The sequence below is a fragment of the Methanoregula sp. genome (genome assembly GCF_028712425.1).
In the GTDB taxonomy this organism is placed as follows: domain Archaea; phylum Halobacteriota; class Methanomicrobia; order Methanomicrobiales; family Methanospirillaceae; genus Methanoregula.
Genome location: NZ_JAQTQD010000012.1, coordinates 35,879 through 51,602 on the forward strand (window position 1 = coordinate 35,879; position 15,724 = coordinate 51,602).

Consider the following 15,724-nt stretch of genomic DNA (forward strand, 5'->3'; position numbering starts at 1 on the left):
TTTCCTGCAACCGATATCTGGATATAACAGGAGAACCAGAGGGTTGATGCGATGAAGATGCGTGCATGCGCAGTGGCTGGCATGTTCTATCCGCGTGAGCCTTCCCACCTCGAACAGCTGCTGGAGAAGTTCTTCTCGGCAGTTCCAACCGTGGCAGGAAGGCCGCTCGGCATCGTCTCACCCCACGCCGGGTACATCTATTCAGGCCATGTGGCAGCAACCGCCTTTGGCGCCATTCCCTCCGACTTCTCCGGCACTTTTGTCATCATCGGGCCGTCACACCGCGGGTATATCACCTGCGTTTCCGAGGTCCCGTGGGAGACGCCGCTTGGTGTCGTGGACACGGATGAGGAGTTTGTGCGGGCCCTTGACATTGAGACTGATGAACTTTCCCACCGGGACGAGCACTCACTCGAGGTCCAGGTGCCGTTCATCAAGTACCGCTTCCCCCGGGCGCGGATCGCGCCGGTGATGATGGGGCAGCAGGACTACCCGGGAGCGGTACGGCTTGGGGAGAAGATCCTCGATGCAATCCACAGGACAAAGCGCGACGTCCGGATTGTTGCTTCGAGCGACTTCTCGCACTACGTGCCCGAGAAGAAGGCAAAGGAGGAGGACCTCTTTGCAATCGATGCGCTCAGGAGCCTTGACACAAAGGAATTCTACCGGCGGATCGCGGAGAAGCGGATCACAGCCTGCGGCTATGGCCCCATCACCGCCATGGTGACGGCCTGCACCGGCATGGGTGCAAAAGCTGCGGAGCTGATCCGGTACGCGACAAGCGGTGAGACAACGGGCGACTATCAGTCTGTCGTGGGCTATGCCAGCATTGCGGTGATCTAGGTTGGCGACATGGAGTGCGCCGGGCAAGGTCTTCCTGTTCGGCGAGCATGCGGTGGTATACGGTAAGATGGGCATAGCCATGGCAATCCGGCCCCGCGTGTTCGTCACTGTCCGCGATACAAAGCGGCCCTCGCGGGCAAAGTCCCCCTATATTGACAACTGCTTTGAGCAGATGGGCGTTATCGGGAGCGTGTACATCAACTCCCAGATCCCGAGCTCCTCGGGCCTTGGGTCCTCTGCGGCGGTCACGGTCGCAACGCTTGCGGCCATCAACGACGAGTTCAACCTGAACAAAACCCGCGAGGAGATCGCCAACATGGCGTTCGAGATCGAGAAGACCGTGCAGAAGGGGCGGGCGAGCCCCACGGACACTACGGTATCGACCTATGGCGGGATTGTCCTCATCACGGGCGGCTCGCGGCGGCGGCTCCCCCCGCAGAACATGCACCTTGTTATCGGCGACTCGCTTGTCTCCCACAGCACCTCGCGGATGGTCGAGCAGGTGGCCGATCTTAAAAAGAGGCACCCGGAGATTGTTGATCCGGTCCTCGATGCGATCCAGGCCGTCAGCATGAGTGCCATCCACCAGCTGAGCAATCCCCGCGAGCTTGGGCGGTACATGAACATGAACAACTCGCTTCTCGAAGTTCTTGGCGTCGGGCACCCGCAGCTGGCAAAGATGATCCTTGCTTCCCGCCAGGCAGGGGCGTTCGGCGCGAAGATCACGGGGGCCGGTGGGGGCGGGAGCATGGTGGCCCTCTGCCCCAAGCAGCTCAAGCACCGCGTGGCAAAGGCAATCGAGTCCTGCGATGGCCGGGCTATCGTGACCGCTATCGATACGGAAGGCGTGCGAAAGGAGAAGAATGTCTGACAGGGTACTTTTAAAACTCGGCGGGAGCATACTTACTGATAAGAGCGCCGACTGCGCAATCAACCGTGAGAGCCTTGCCACCATTGCCGCGGCAGTTGCGGCGGTAAGGACGGAAGGGACGGTCATCATTCATGGTGCCGGTTCCTGCGGACACCCGGAAGCAAAGCGGTACCACCTTGACAAAGGGGCCGTTTTTGGGGAAACCGAAGGTATCTATGTCACGCACCGTGTGGTCAGCGGGCTGAATGCCGAGGTCGTATCCGCCCTCCGCGAGAAGGGCGTTCGTGCAATCGGTGTCCACCCGCTCCACGTGGGTGTGGCAGACAAGGGAAGGCTCGTTGCGTTCGAATGCCGTCATCTCGAAAAAATGCTGACGCTGGGGATGGTCCCCGTGATCCATGGCGACGTGGTGATGGACCTCTCCCGGGGTGCCTGTATCGTATCGGGCGACCAGCTCGTGCGATACCTCGCGGCTGCTCTCAGGATCAGCCGTGTCGGGCTCGCCACCGATGTACCGGGAGTGCTGGATGGAGGACGCGTTGTGCCGGAGATCACCCGGCGCACCGTTATGGATCTCCAGATCGGCGACTCGATGCATACCGATGTCACCGGTGGAATGAGAGGGAAAATTGAAGAGCTGCTCGGCCTCGCGGACGCGGGGACGGGCTCGGACATATTCCATGTCTCGCGGGTGGCGGACTTTCTTGCAGGGTCCGACCATGGCGGGACGAGCGTAAGAGGAGAGTAAGGAATGAACGATGCGGTGAAGCTGACGTCCTCGCGGAAACTTGACCACCTGCGGATCTGCGCAGAAGAGGATGTCGAGTGCGGGGATGCCGGGTTCAACGATATCCGGTTTGTGCACAATGCCCTGCCGGAGTGCGACATGGAAGCAATCGACCTGTCTGCCCGGTTCCTCGGCCACACCCTTTCCTCCCCTCTCTTCATATCGGCGATGACCGGCGGTCATCCCGGTACAAAGGACGTGAATGCCCGGCTCGCCCGGGCGGCAGAAAAGTTCGGGCTGGGGATGGGCGTAGGCTCCCAGCGTGCAGCCCTCGAGAACGAAGACCTTGCGGACACGTTCTTGGTTGTCCGCGACGAAGCGCCGCATGCGTTCCTTGTTGCGAACCTTGGGGCAGTCCAGCTCCGCGACCACGGGATTGAATGGGCGGAGAAGGCCGTTGAGATGATCGAAGCGGATGCGCTTGCCATCCACCTCAACTTCCTGCAGGAAGCAATCCAGCCGGAAGGCGACCACAATGCCGTGGGCTGTTTTGCGGCAATCGCAGAACTCTGCCGTGACTTCAAGACCCCGGTCATCATCAAGGAGACCGGGTGCGGGATCTCGGCAGCCACCGCACGGAAATGCTGGGGTGCCGGCGCCGGGGCTATCGATATCGGCGGCTGGGGCGGGACGTCCTGGGCCGCTGTCGAGGCGGTCCGGGCCGGGAAAGGCAGGAGCGCACGGGACAAGGCGCTCCTCACCCTCGGGCAGGACTTTGCCAATTGGGGTATCCCGACCGTGGTAAGCCTTGCCGAAGTGCTGGCTACCGGGGGACCGGTCATCGCATCCGGCGGCGTGCGGAGCGGGCTCGATGTTGCAAAGGGTCTTGCATTCGGTGCAGACCTCTGCGGCATGGCGCTCCCCCTGCTGAAACCGGCCATGGAGAGCGATGCAGCGCTGGAGCATGCCATTGAAGCCATACACCGGGAACTGACCGTTGCGATGTTCCTGACAGGCTCGGCACGGGTCGCAGATCTCAGGAAAGCACCGGTCCATCTCACGGGCCGCACGCGCCAGATGATCGACAAGGATAATCCGGCATGGATCAAGCGGTAACGCAAGGCCAATAAAAAAGAAACCAGAACGCCGGCAACGGGGGTTTTTACTAAAAAGACCCGCAGGCGAAACACCAGGAGATACAAAGAATGGATATAGAAATCATCGCAGTGGGCGGATACGACGAGGTCGGGCGGAACATGACCGCTGTCCGCTGCGGAAAGGAAATTGTCATTTTCGACATGGGGCTCCGCCTCGACCAGGTGATGATCCACGAGGATGCGGAACTGGAGAACATGCACTCGCTGGATCTCATCAGGATCAAGGCGATCCCGGACGATACCCTGATGAACGGGATCGAGGGGACCGTCAAGGCGATTGTCTGCTCCCACGGGCACCTCGACCACATCGGGGCAATCCCGAAGCTTGCCCACCGGTACAATGCCCCGATCATCGCAACACCCTATACCACGGAACTGATCCGGCAGCAGATCTCGGGCGAGCAGAAATTTGGCGTGAACAACAAGCTCTTTGCGCTCAAGTCGGGGCAGCGGTACACGCTCTCCCAGAACCTGGTGCTCGAGTTTGTCCGGAACCAGCACTCCATCATCGACACGGTGACACCGGTGCTCCACACCCCGCACGGTGCGATCGTGTACGCGCTGGATTTCAAGCTGGACCGGACACCGGTCATCGGCGAACCGCCGGACTTCGCCCGCTTCCGCCAGATCGGGAAGGAAGGTGTGCTTGCCCTGATCGTTGAGTGTACGAACATTGCGAGGAAAGGACGCTGCCCGAGCGAGCGGATTGCCCGCGACATGGTCCGGGACACCATCACCAGTTACGAGGACGACAAGAATGCACTCGTTGTCTCCACGTTCTCGTCACATATCTCGCGTGTCAAGACGATCGCGGAGTGCGCCCGCGAGATCGGCAGGAAACCGGTCCTCCTTGGCCGCTCGATGGAGAAGTACGCTGTCACCGCCGAGCAGATGAAGCTGGTCTCGTTCCCGGAGACCACGAGCGTCTTTGGCAACCGGCGGACGGTAGACCGCACCCTGCGCCGCATGATGAAGGCCGGGAAAGACAAGTTCCTTCCTATTGTCACCGGGCACCAGGGAGAACCGGGCTCCATCCTCACACGGATGGCAACGGGGGACACCCCCTACCTGCTCGGCAAAGGCGACAAGGTCATCTTCTCGGCAAACGTCATCCCGAACCCGATGAACCACGGCCAGCGGTACATGGTCGAGGCCCGGCTGAAGATGCTCGGCGTGCGGATCTTCGAGGATCTCCATGTCAGCGGGCACGGGTACCGCGAGGACCACTATGAGTTCCTGCAGCTCCTGCAGCCGCAGCATGTCATCCCGGCGCACGGGAGCCTGACAATGACGGCAGACTATACCCAGTTTGCCGGAGAGCTCGGGTATACAGCCCATTCGACTGTCCATCTCCTGAGGAACGGCCAGAGGGTCAAAATCAATTAACGGGGAACAACAATGTCAGAACTTTCACCGTATCTGAAATCGGTCGCAGAGCAGATCGATCACATGATCGACCGTTACTATGTCGACAAAGCCGGCGAACTGAACAAGGCATCCGCCCACCTCCTTGCAGCCGGGGGCAAGCGTCTCCGCCCTGCCGTTGTCATGCTTGCGGCTGACGCGGTGAAACCTGGCAGCTCGGATGACATCATGCAGGCGGCTCTCGCCCTTGAGGTGACCCACACCTTCACGCTCATCCATGACGACATCATGGACGATGACAGCCTGAGGCGCGGTGTCCAGACCGTGCACACGAAGTGGGATATGCCGACGGGAATCCTTGCCGGCGATGTCCTCTATTCCCGGGCATTCGAGCACATCTCGCTCGTCACCGCAAAGGACGATGCCAAGGTGAAGGCCATCAACATGCTCGCCCGCGCCTGCGCCGATATCTGCGAGGGGCAGCACCAGGACATGTCGTTCGAGCACCGGGACGATGTCACGGAAGGCGAGTACATGGAGATGGTGAGGAAGAAGACTGGTGTCCTCTATGCCGCTGCAGCCGGTATCGGTGCCGTCCTTGCCGGCGGGAACGGCGTGCAGGTGAAAGCCCTGTATAACTTCGGTCTCAACACCGGTATCGCCTTCCAGATCCAGGACGATCTCATCGATCTTCTCACACCCTCCGAGAAGAGCGGGAAGAACCAGGCATCCGACCTCCGCGAGGGCAAGCAGACGCTTATCATGATCAAGGCACGTGAGAAGGGCCTTGACCTGCAGAAGTACCAGCGCGAGCTCTCGAAGGCTGATATCGACGAGGCCATCCGGGAACTGACCGAATCCGGGGTAATCCCTGAAGTGAAACAGATTGCCGCCGATCTCGTGAAGGACAGCAACCGGCACCTCGGTCTCCTCCCCGCGTCAAAGGAGCGGCAGCTCTTAATGGACATCAGCGAGTTCTTCGTTACCCGGAGTTACTAGGATGGCCGGGGACGATCCCAAAGAGGCACTCTTCCTGTGCGCACTGCAGAACGCGGTGAAGCATGGCGGCGTGCCCCAGGCCGGTGCGGTCATCGGCATGGTGATGGGCGCCCACCCGGAGCTCAGGAGCCGGGCCAAGGAAGTCTCGGCACTGGCAAAGGACGCCATTGCCGAAGTCGCGAAGCTCTCGCCGGAAGAACGGGTTGCAACCCTCCAGGCCCGTGCACCGGAGAGGATCACGGCGATGTCTGGGAAGCACGAGAAGAAGAAGGTGCTCCCGGAACTCGAAGGTGCAGAAAACGACGTTGTGATGCGGTTTGCCCCGAATCCCTCCGGCCCGCTCCATATCGGGCACGCCCGTGCAGCAGCGCTCAACGATGCCTACGTGAAGCAGTATGGCGGCCGCTATATCCTCCGGATCGAGGACACCGACCCGAAACGCGTTGACCCGGAAGCATACCAGACCGTGCAGGAAGATATCAGGTGGCTCGGCCTTGGCATCACCGAAGTCGTCACGCAGAGCGACCGTCTCCCGATATACTATGATCTCTGCAAACAGCTGATCGAGAACGGCGGGGCGTATGTCTGCACCTGCGACAATGAGGTGTTCAAGGAGCTCAAAGCTGACAAGACGGCCTGCCCCTGCCGCGGGAACCCGGTTGAGAAGAACCTTGAGCTCTGGCAGAAGATGCTCGACCACACCTTCAAAGAGGGCGAGGCCTCGGTCCGGATCAAGACTGACCTTTCCCACCCTGACCCGGCCATGCGGGACTTCCCCGCGTTCCGGATCCTCGATGCACCCCCGCACCCGAAGGTGAAGGCGCACGTGTACCCTCTGATGAACTTCTCGGTGGTTGCAGATGACCACCTGCTCGGCGTCACGCACGTGATCCGGGGCAAGGACCATATCGCCAACACCCGCCGGCAGAAGTACATCTACGACCACTTTGGCTGGCAGCAGCCGGTGTACCGGCACTACGGTCGCATGGGGATCGAGGGCGTTGTCCTCTCGACATCGCAGATGCGCGCCGGGATTAAGGAAGGGCTCTATTCTGGCTGGGACGATATCCGGCTTGGCACCATGCGGGCCCTTGCCCGGCGCGGTATCCTGCCTGAAGCGGTGAAGAATGCAATGATCGCCATCGGGATCGGTGACGTTGACATTTCGTTTTCGTGGGATAACCTCTACGCGGAGAACAAGAAACTCGTTGACCCGACAGCAAACCGGTACTTCTTCGTCCCCGATCCGGTCGAGGCGAAGATCGAGGGAGCAGAGCCGCATACAGCTCATGCGCTCCTCCACCCGTCGGACGAGGCGAGGGGAAAGCGGACGCTGGAATTCACCGGCACCGTGCTCATCCCGAAGGCGGAGCTGGTGCCCGGCACCGCGATGCTCCGGTTAAAGGACCTCTTCAACGTGAAGATCGCGTGGAACGGCGACACCCCCTCCTTCTCCTATGGCGGGGACTCGCTTGCTGAAGCCCGTGCCGCAAAAGCCCGGATCATCCAGTGGCTGCCTGCGCAGGCGACTATGCCCTGCACGCTTCTCACACAGGAAGGCGAGGTGAAGGGGGCCTGCGAGCCCGCGGTGAAAGGAGAGGCCGGCAAGGTCATCCAGTTCGAGCGGGTCGGTTTTGTGAAGGTCGATGCTGTTTCTCCAGACGGTGTCGTGGCATACTGGACGCATAAATAACTCTTTTTTCCAATTGATGACTCATTGTTGGGGGGCGGCCCCTCTCCCGGGTGAGTACTATCAAACGCAGGTTCCCCGGTAGGAAGATACGAAGAGAGCAGCCCTCACCTTTTTCCCCTTTTACATCCCATCATTCAAGACGTACATGCCGGAAATCATGAGCGCCAGCAAGAAAGGAGAATTCAAAGAGTCCCGCGAGAAGCTGGTCTTCCACAGCCTCTGTATCGACTTCCTTATCCTCATCCCTGAGACTGTTGCTGTCATCCTCTCGGGATCGGCCGCGCTCCTTTCCGATGTCTTCAAGTATGCAAACGAGGTACTGGCCACGCTCTTTGCCCTCCTGATCATCCGGAGGATGAAGGCCGGGGGGAAATTCACCTACGATTACGGTATGGGGAAGTTCGAGACCCTGACACGGATCATCACTGGCAGTGTAATGGGGATTTCCATCCTCATCCTCGTCCTCTTCACTATCCACCGCATCCTGCATCCGGAAGCGTTCGAGATGGTCGCCGCCTATATCGGTATCCCGCTCATGATCATCGCAAGCATCGCCGATTACCACCACTGGCATACCTATCACCGCCGTTCACTGGAAGATCCCTCTCCGATTATGGAGTCCCAGTGGCGCCTGCGGAGGGCCAAGACGTTCTCCAACCTCCTGCTGCTCTTCGCCCTCACGCTCTCGGTCATCTGTATCCAGTACGAATGGGCGCATTATATCGACCCGGTTGTCTCGTTCATCATCATCGGGTTCCTCCTCTTTGCCGGGTACCGTGAATTCTCCTCATCGCTTCCCGATCTCTTTGACAAAACCCTTGACGAGGAGCTCCAGCTGGTCATCCTAAAGGTACTCTCGGGTTCGTTCGACAAGTACGACGAGTTCCATGGGGTACGTTCGCGCCGGTCCGGGAGCCGGATCTATATCGAGATCTTCCTTGGGTTTGACCCGGAGCAGAAGATGGGAGACGTCCAGGAGTTTGCCACTACACTCAAGCGCACGCTGGAGAACCAGATTGCGGGAAGTGTTGTCTCGGTTGTCCTGAGCCACGAATAATGAGCATATCCCTGTCCAACCAGTTGCCTGACGCCCGTTTTTGCATTGCAGAGTGTAATCCTAAATAGTAATCCTGATCAATAATGGATGGATATGGCAGGCAGCAGTCCCGCATATTGCGGGGGAGATGCCAATGGCGGGGAAGCGGCGGCAGAAAAGCATAAGACGGTCGCGGCCAGTCTCGGATTTGACATCCTGCTCTGGATCCCGGAGATCATCGCGTTTGTCCTCTCCGGGTCCATTACCCTCTTTGCCGATGTGATGAAATGCGGCAACGAGATCCTTGCCACGTTCTTTGCGCTTCTCATCCTCATCCGGATGCGGAGGGGTGACCGGTTCTGCTACGATTACGGTATGGGCAAGTTCGAGACGTCCACCCGGTTCATCACGGGTGCGGTCATGATGGTCTCGATCCTCATCATCACCTATTCAGCACTGACCAGGATCTATAATCCGGAACCGGTCGGCATTGAGGGAGCCATGATCGGTATCCCGCTCATGCTGGTCACCGCAATCATCGATACCTACCTCTGGCAGAAGAACTACCGCGTCTCCCTGCACGATCCGTCGCCGATCATGGAGTCCCAGTGGCGGCTCCGGAGGGCCAAGGCCTTTGCCGATGTCTCGGTCCTTCTGGCCCTGGTGCTCTCGTTCCTGCTTGGCAACCACGCCCTCTCGGTCTACATCGACCCGGCAGCCTCGTTCATTATCATCGGTTTCCTCATCCTCGCCGGGTACCGGGAGATATCTTCATCCCTTCCGGATATCTTCGACAAGACCCTGTGCGAAGAGCTCCAGATTGTCATCCTCCGGCACCTCGCGACATCGTATGACAGGTACCATGAGTTCCATGGCGTACGGTCCCGCCGCTCAGGCAGCAGGATCTACATCGAGATCTTCCTTGGATTCGATCCAGACCAGAAAATGGGGGATGTGCAGGATTTCATCGACTCCTTAAAGCAATCTCTTGAGGCAGAGATTCCGGGGAGCGAGGTCTTTGTGATACCAAAACGGCGGTAATCCTGCGGCACGTAGTGGGGACTGTGGAACCGGATACGGTATGTCTGCGAAGGTGACGGGCCCTTATGCAGTGCGGGTGAGCTGCGTTATGGCAGCAATCCAGACCGCCTTTGCCTCGTCCTTGTCCATGCCCATCAGGACATCCATGAGAAGGCCGTTTGCCAGTGCATCGCAGGCAAGGGCAAGGACCCGCGGATCGAGGTCGCGCGAGACAAGGCCGGTCTCCTGCTGGCGGCGGATGAACCGCTCGATCACCCAGATATCCTCTCTCCGGTCCTGGACGAGCACGGCCCGGATGCGCTCGTTCCGGGTTGCAAGGAGGAGCATCTCGGCATACATGCTGTTGAACTGCGGGACATAGTGCAAGAGAGCATCGAACAGTGCGGCACTGCCTGCCTTCAGGTCACGGCCGGCATATGACCGTTCGAGCGTTCCCTTGAATTCGTCGCGCGCCAGTTCGGCAACTGCGGCAAACAGGTCTTCCTTTCCGGGGAAATACTGGTACAGTGCGGGTTTCGTAACGCCGAGGCTCTCCGCGATCGAGCCCATGGTTGTGCCATGGTATCCTTTTTCGAGAAAATGGGTGAACGCGGTCCGGATGATCTTCTTTTTGACGTCATCACGGTATTCACCAATAATGCGTGGCATAACGTACCAATATGTTCCTGCGCGGGCAGGGAAAACAATACCGCCCGGTTCTCATTACTATGGGTATGAATAACTTACCCATGGTAAGGTTAATACTTGTGGGTAATGCACTTTTGTACAGGTGATTCTGCGCCTAATCAGGGTGCGGCAGATCATACAGGTATGGTCTGGATCCATATGACTGTGCCATCAAAGGGAGGTGACCTGTTCCGCTGTTCAAAGAGAATAAAAGCGATTGAATTATATATGTGGCATTCTCAATAGTGGTAAGTACCTTGCAACGCAAGATACTGTGCCAAACACAAAACATGTGCAGGCCCGGCACCACTACCCTCTGTATCTGTCCCCGGGGCTCCGGCACCGGGGGCGGGCATGCACTCTGACCAGGGAGATCCCATGAATATCCAGTTCAAAAAAGGCGTACTTGAGATATGCGTTCTCTCTGTTCTGGCCCGCAAGGACTGTTACGGGTATGAACTCGTCAACGAGATATCGAAACGGATCGACATCTCGGAAGGGACCATCTACCCGCTCCTGCACCGCCTGAAGGATGAGGGCCATGTCACCACGTACCTGCAGGAATCTGCCGGGGGAGCGCCACGGAAGTATTACCGCCTTACCGAAAGCGGAAGGAAAGAAGAACATGAACAGAAGGAAGAATGGATGCGGTTTTGTGCATCGGTGAACGCGCTCCTGGAAGGGAAGAACAATGCTGCAGAATGAACAGGAATTTGTCCGGATCTTACAGAACCGGCTAGAGGGCACTCTTTCCCCCGAGGAACTGAACGATATTATCTCTGATTATACCGAACATTTCCGGATCGGGAAAACTGAAGGCCGTTCGGAAGAGGATCTCTTCCGTTCGCTGGGATCGCCGGAGGATATTGCGCGGGAGATCCGTGCCACCCACCTGGTGAAGAAAGCCGAGGATGTCAGGAGTTGCCGGAATATCCTCCATGCAGTCCTCGCAACCCTCGGGCTCGGGCTTTTCAACCTGGTGTTTGTCCTCATCCCATTCATCCTCCTCGTACTGCTGCTGTTTGTGATCTTCGTTGTCGGGATTGCATTCATGGTCTGCGGGCCGGTTGCGGGAATCTTTGCCCTGCTCCAGCTGGCCGGTATTCCGGTATTTGCGATATGGCTCTCTCCCGCAGCAGGAATTTTCTTCTCGACCGGTATCACAACGTTCGGCCTGCTGCTCGTGATAGGGAATTATTTCCTTGCACGGTTCTTCTACCACATCGGGATACGGTATCTCAAGTGGAATATCGGTGTGATCACCGGAACGGAGCGTCTCGCATGACTGACAGCAGAGAAAAACCGGGACTGCAGGTTTCCAGCCATGATACCCTGAATATCGGCAGCACCAGGGTAACCCGCATAGTTCTGTGGCTTGGTGCGATCACCATCGTATCGTTTCTTATCGGGTTTGGCATCCTTGCCCTCTCGGGCGAGCTCCCGCAGTCAAAAGGCCAGGATTTCTCACCCTTCCGCCATACCGCTTTCCTCTCGCCCGGTAAAACAACGGTTCCGCTTGACGGTGCCGGCTATGGTGATGTAGCCCTGACCCTCGGGGCCGGCGAACTCCGGGTCCAGGGAGGTGCACCGGATGATATGCTGATGGATGCATCGATCTTCTCGAAAGTGCCGGAATGGGAGCCTGAACTGGTCCAGAGTGTCAACGGGTCGCGAAAAACCGTTGCCCTGACTGACAAAGGACATAAGACAAAGGAATGGTTTTCCGTGGATTCCCCAAACAGCTGGACAATCGCATTAAACAACGGGGTTCCTGTAAACCTTGAAGTGAATGTCGGGGCCGGCGACTGCCGGATCGACCTCGATGGAATGACGCTGGGATCCCTGGACGTCCACAACGGCGCCGGGGATACGACCATCACCCTTGGCAGGAGCCAGAACCAACCGTTCGATGCCGTGATCCGGAATGGGATCGGCGACCTTACCCTCCGGGTGCCGCGGGAGAGCAACACGCGGATCCGGGCAGTGACCGGCCTCGGCGAGATCAGCAACAACGGATTAGTACAGGACGGCGATATCTTTGTAACAGCGGGGTTCAACCCGGCAATCGCGGTCAATGAGATTACCCTGAACCAGGGGGTTGGTTCAATCAGCCTTGAAGCACTATGATCAAATATCACAATACCAGGATGGGGATTATGGGAATACTGAGGACAATTATCGCGCTGGGTGTCCTGTTTGCACTGGTCGTCGCCGTTATACCGGCAGTGCATGCTGCCGATGCCCCGACCGTGACGATCACAAATTACGAGGTCTCTCCCTCGGTGCTGATGCCGGACAGTCTGGGGACCATCACGGTCACCCTCACGAACACGGCATCCAGCGCATCCACGACCGAGAAGACCGGAAAACTCGCAGCGGACGACTATTCCGTAATCACGACTGCGGACATAACCGTCAATATCGAAGATGTCCGTCTCGAGGGAAACGGTCTCCGTGTCCTGACCAAGAGCTATGACAAGGCAGGAAGCCTTGGCCCGGGCCAGTCCATCCCGCTTACCTTCTCGTTCCAGGCACCCGCACAAAGCGGGCTCTACTACCCGGAGGTCTGGGTAGCGGTCAAGGGAGGGAGCAGCACGAAATACCCCATCCCGGTCAATGTCAACACCGCTCTTGGGATCCAGAAGAAAGCGATCCTGATCACGGAGAGTTCGCTTGATGGCAGTGTCAACCCGGGTGATGAGATCCCCGTGACCCTGATCGTTACGAATTCCGGCGAGCTGCTTGCCGATGATGTTACCCTGACCGTCACAAATGTCAGCGGGAAACTGGCGCCAAAAAGCGCTGACCTGTACCACCTTGGTACAATCGGTCCCGGCGAACAGAAGACCGTGTCGCTTGTCCTCCTCTCTGACAAACAGGCCGGCTACGGCCTCGTCCGCGTGCCGGTGACGATCAGCTACAATACCATCGACGGAAAGCCTGTCTCCGAATCCACTGGTATCGACGTTGTTCTGAAGGGTAAGGCTGAACTGGGTTTCGTCTCGGTTGACACAAGCCCGGCGCGGCTCACGGAAAGTACACCGTTCGATCTCACGATCCGGATAGAGAACACCGGGACCGGTGAGGCGAAGCAGGTATCGGCGAAGGTAGACCTTCCTGCTGACGGGACAAAGGAGGCATTCATCGGCAAGATCAAGCCGGGCAACGATGCCCCTGCCATATTCCTGCTTGAGGGCCTGAAAGGCGGCAATTATCCCTATAACCTGACGATCACGTACACGGATGATATGGGGGTCCATACCTATACCCGGCAGATGAACCTGCGGGTGACACCCACAGATAACTCCGGCAGCATCATCCTCGTACTCCTTGTGCTTGCAGTGATCGGGTTCCTGGCCTGGCGGTACTGGTACCTGCCCAGGAAGAACGGTGACGGTACATTCCCATGGGAAAGAAAGAGTTGAGGGTCGCCTTCCTGCTCGCCCTGCGTTCGCTCCAGCGGGGAAGCAGGTCGAGCGTGATCCTGACCATCCTTATCATCGGGATGTGCTTCACCAACATGATCTTCCTGCCCGGCCTCTTCAACGGGATCGGGCAGAGCATCACGAAGCAGGTCGTGGACTACGAGATTGGCAACGTGCTCGTCAGCCCCAAGTCCGGCGAACGGTACATCTCCGACATGGACGCAACCCTCGACCTCATCAACGGCATGCCTGGCGTGGAGCGGGCCACACCGCATTTCAGCAAGGGGGCTACCCTGACGTACCGCAAACGGGTGCTCGGCGCCACGGTGCGGGCGATCCGGCCCAATGACGAGAAGCTCATCTCACCCCTGTACACCAAAATGGTTGCCGGCAGTTACCTCGGCGATGCGGATACCGGTGAGGTGATCATCGGCAAACCGCTTGCCGGTGATGCGTCGGTGAAGGAGAAGGACGAGTTCCAGGCCTCGCTTGGCGGGGTCCGGGTCGGTGACTCGATCACGATGGATTACGGCAACGGGTACGTGAAGGACTACCGGGTGAAGGGGATCTTCTACACCGGCTGGTACCAATCGGACACCGCTGTTTACGTGAGTTATACGGATATGGCGCTTGCGGACCCGCGGGCTGCTGACAATGCGGAGTATATCACGGTCAAGATCAAGCCCGGGTATTCCGAGAAGTTCGTAAAAGACGAGCTCCAGCAGTACGGTGTCTCTGAAAAAGTCCAGACAACCGCCGACCTGCTCGAAAAGAGCATGGGGCGGGCGCTCCAGAGCTTCGCCATCATCAACATGGTCTCGCTCATCGTGGGCATCATTATCACCACGGTGGTGCTCTTCATCGTGATCACAATCAAGACCATTAACAGCCGCCGGCAGATCGGGATCCTCAAAGCAATCGGGGTGGACAAGGAGGTCATCATGCACAACTACGGGTTCCAGGTGGTCATCATGTCGGTGCTCGGGATCCTGTTCGGTCTCGTGCTCACGCTCCTGATGGCAGCGTACCTTGCGGCACATCCCATTGTCACGCCCGAGTGGTCGGCGACCCTGTACCTGACACCCTGGGACCTGGTCCAGAACTCCCTGATCCTCTTTGCCGCATCGCTCGTTGCGGGATATGTGCCTGCGTACCAGGTATCGCGCGAAGACATCCAGTCCGCCATGAGGGCCTGACATGATCCAGATATCCGACCTGACGAAAATTTACCGGATGGGGACTGTCGAAGTACGGGCGCTCGATGGTGTCACGCTCGACATCGCAAAGGGGGAGTTTGTCGGCATCATGGGAGCGAGCGGGAGCGGCAAGACCACCCTCCTGCACATGCTCGGCCTCCTGGACGATCCCACCAAAGGGAAGATCAATATCGAGGGTACCGACGTGCTTGCGCTCTCGGATTACGAGAAGACGATGTTCCGGCTGTACAAGCTCGGGTACGTCTTCCAGGACTATGCCCTGGTCCCTGACCTGACCGTGATGGAGAACGTCTCCCTGCCGGCAATGCTCCGGAAGGACCGGAGCGAGGAGCAGATCAGGAAGGACAGCGACTTCGTTCTGGAGAGGATCGGGCTTCTCGACCGGTGTGACCACCTCCCCCGCGAACTCTCGGGAGGCCAGCAGCAGCGGGTCTCGATTGCCCGTGCTATCGTGAACAAACCCGACATCCTGTTTGCCGACGAACCGTGCGCGAACCTCGACACCGAGAACTCGCGGATGGTGCTCGACCTCTTCCATGACATCAACGAAGAGATGAAGCAGACCATCGTGATGGTCTCCCACGAGGACTGGCACAAGGAGTACTTCCACCGGATCGTCCGGCTCAAGGACGGGAAGGTCGTGAGCGACGGGACCAATCCGTCAGCACACTAGATCCCCTTTGG

At 58.5% G+C, this 15,724-nt stretch carries 16 protein-coding genes; 15 read left to right on the forward strand and 1 reads right to left on the reverse strand.

Annotated elements, in window-relative coordinates; all coding sequences use genetic code 11:
- Nucleotides 1–51 precede the first annotated feature (51 nt).
- From PHF39_RS08025 to PHF39_RS08065, 9 genes are all read left to right on the forward strand, one after another.
- Nucleotides 52–843, forward strand: coding sequence for an MEMO1 family protein (locus PHF39_RS08025; RefSeq protein ID WP_300222731.1), 792 nt, complete (start codon nt 52–54; stop codon nt 841–843).
- A 1-nt stretch (nt 844) separates the two neighbouring features.
- Nucleotides 845–1,714, forward strand: a complete 870-nt coding sequence (mvk, locus tag PHF39_RS08030) for a mevalonate kinase (RefSeq protein WP_300222734.1) — start codon at nt 845–847, stop codon at nt 1,712–1,714.
- The gene (locus PHF39_RS08035) at nt 1,707–2,462 is read left to right on the forward strand and encodes an isopentenyl phosphate kinase (RefSeq protein WP_300222737.1); all 756 of its coding nucleotides are present in this window, start codon (nt 1,707–1,709) and stop codon (nt 2,460–2,462) included. Before mvk ends, PHF39_RS08035 begins: the two co-directional genes overlap by 8 nt.
- 3 nt (nt 2,463–2,465) lie before the next feature.
- Nucleotides 2,466–3,557 carry a type 2 isopentenyl-diphosphate Delta-isomerase gene (fni, locus tag PHF39_RS08040; RefSeq protein WP_300222740.1) on the forward strand — a complete coding sequence of 364 codons (1,092 nt, stop codon included), beginning with the start codon at nt 2,466–2,468 and terminating at the stop codon, nt 3,555–3,557.
- A gap of 89 nt (nt 3,558–3,646) precedes the next feature.
- A complete protein-coding gene (locus PHF39_RS08045) occupies nt 3,647–4,984 on the forward strand; it encodes an RNase J family beta-CASP ribonuclease (protein WP_300222743.1) in 1,338 nt (445 codons plus the stop codon).
- 12 nt (nt 4,985–4,996) lie between these two features.
- The gene (locus tag PHF39_RS08050) at nt 4,997–5,962 is read left to right on the forward strand and encodes a polyprenyl synthetase family protein (RefSeq protein WP_300222746.1); all 966 of its coding nucleotides are present in this window, start codon (nt 4,997–4,999) and stop codon (nt 5,960–5,962) included.
- Between the two features lies 1 nt (nt 5,963).
- Entirely contained in the window at nt 5,964–7,655 is a 1,692-nt protein-coding gene (locus tag PHF39_RS08055; RefSeq protein ID WP_300222748.1) for a glutamate--tRNA ligase, read from the forward strand.
- Between the two features lie 145 nt (nt 7,656–7,800).
- Nucleotides 7,801–8,712, forward strand: coding sequence for a cation diffusion facilitator family transporter (locus PHF39_RS08060; protein WP_300222751.1), 912 nt, complete (start codon nt 7,801–7,803; stop codon nt 8,710–8,712).
- 93 nt (nt 8,713–8,805) lie between these two features.
- Nucleotides 8,806–9,732 (forward strand): cation transporter, encoded by a 927-nt coding sequence (locus tag PHF39_RS08065; RefSeq protein ID WP_300222754.1) that lies wholly within the window; start codon nt 8,806–8,808, stop codon nt 9,730–9,732.
- A 63-nt stretch (nt 9,733–9,795) separates the two neighbouring features.
- Here PHF39_RS08065 and PHF39_RS08070 read toward each other — a convergent pair whose 3' ends face one another.
- Nucleotides 9,796–10,380 (reverse strand): TetR/AcrR family transcriptional regulator, encoded by a 585-nt coding sequence (locus PHF39_RS08070; protein WP_300222757.1) that lies wholly within the window; start codon nt 10,378–10,380, stop codon nt 9,796–9,798.
- A 396-nt stretch (nt 10,381–10,776) separates the two neighbouring features.
- On the opposite strand from PHF39_RS08070, the gene PHF39_RS08075 reads away from it, so the two are divergent.
- The 6 genes from PHF39_RS08075 to PHF39_RS08100 are packed head-to-tail and all read left to right on the forward strand — an operon-like array spanning nt 10,777 to nt 15,713.
- Nucleotides 10,777–11,103, forward strand: a complete 327-nt coding sequence (locus PHF39_RS08075) for a PadR family transcriptional regulator (RefSeq protein ID WP_015284538.1) — start codon at nt 10,777–10,779, stop codon at nt 11,101–11,103.
- Nucleotides 11,090–11,683 (forward strand): DUF1700 domain-containing protein, encoded by a 594-nt coding sequence (locus PHF39_RS08080; RefSeq protein WP_015284539.1) that lies wholly within the window; start codon nt 11,090–11,092, stop codon nt 11,681–11,683. The genes PHF39_RS08075 and PHF39_RS08080 overlap by 14 nt, the downstream gene beginning before the upstream one ends.
- Nucleotides 11,680–12,525: a toast rack family protein gene (locus tag PHF39_RS08085; RefSeq protein ID WP_300222763.1), complete on the forward strand. Its 846-nt coding sequence runs from the start codon at nt 11,680–11,682 to the stop codon at nt 12,523–12,525. Before PHF39_RS08080 ends, PHF39_RS08085 begins: the two co-directional genes overlap by 4 nt.
- Before the next feature lie 29 nt (nt 12,526–12,554).
- The gene (locus PHF39_RS08090; protein WP_015284541.1) at nt 12,555–13,823 is read left to right on the forward strand and encodes a hypothetical protein; all 1,269 of its coding nucleotides are present in this window, start codon (nt 12,555–12,557) and stop codon (nt 13,821–13,823) included.
- Nucleotides 13,805–15,019, forward strand: a complete 1,215-nt coding sequence (locus PHF39_RS08095) for an ABC transporter permease (protein ID WP_300222768.1) — start codon at nt 13,805–13,807, stop codon at nt 15,017–15,019. The genes PHF39_RS08090 and PHF39_RS08095 overlap by 19 nt, the downstream gene beginning before the upstream one ends.
- Nucleotide 15,020: 1 nt before the next feature.
- A complete protein-coding gene (locus PHF39_RS08100; RefSeq protein WP_015284543.1) occupies nt 15,021–15,713 on the forward strand; it encodes an ABC transporter ATP-binding protein in 693 nt (230 codons plus the stop codon).
- The last annotated feature ends 11 nt before the right edge of the window (nt 15,714–15,724 follow it).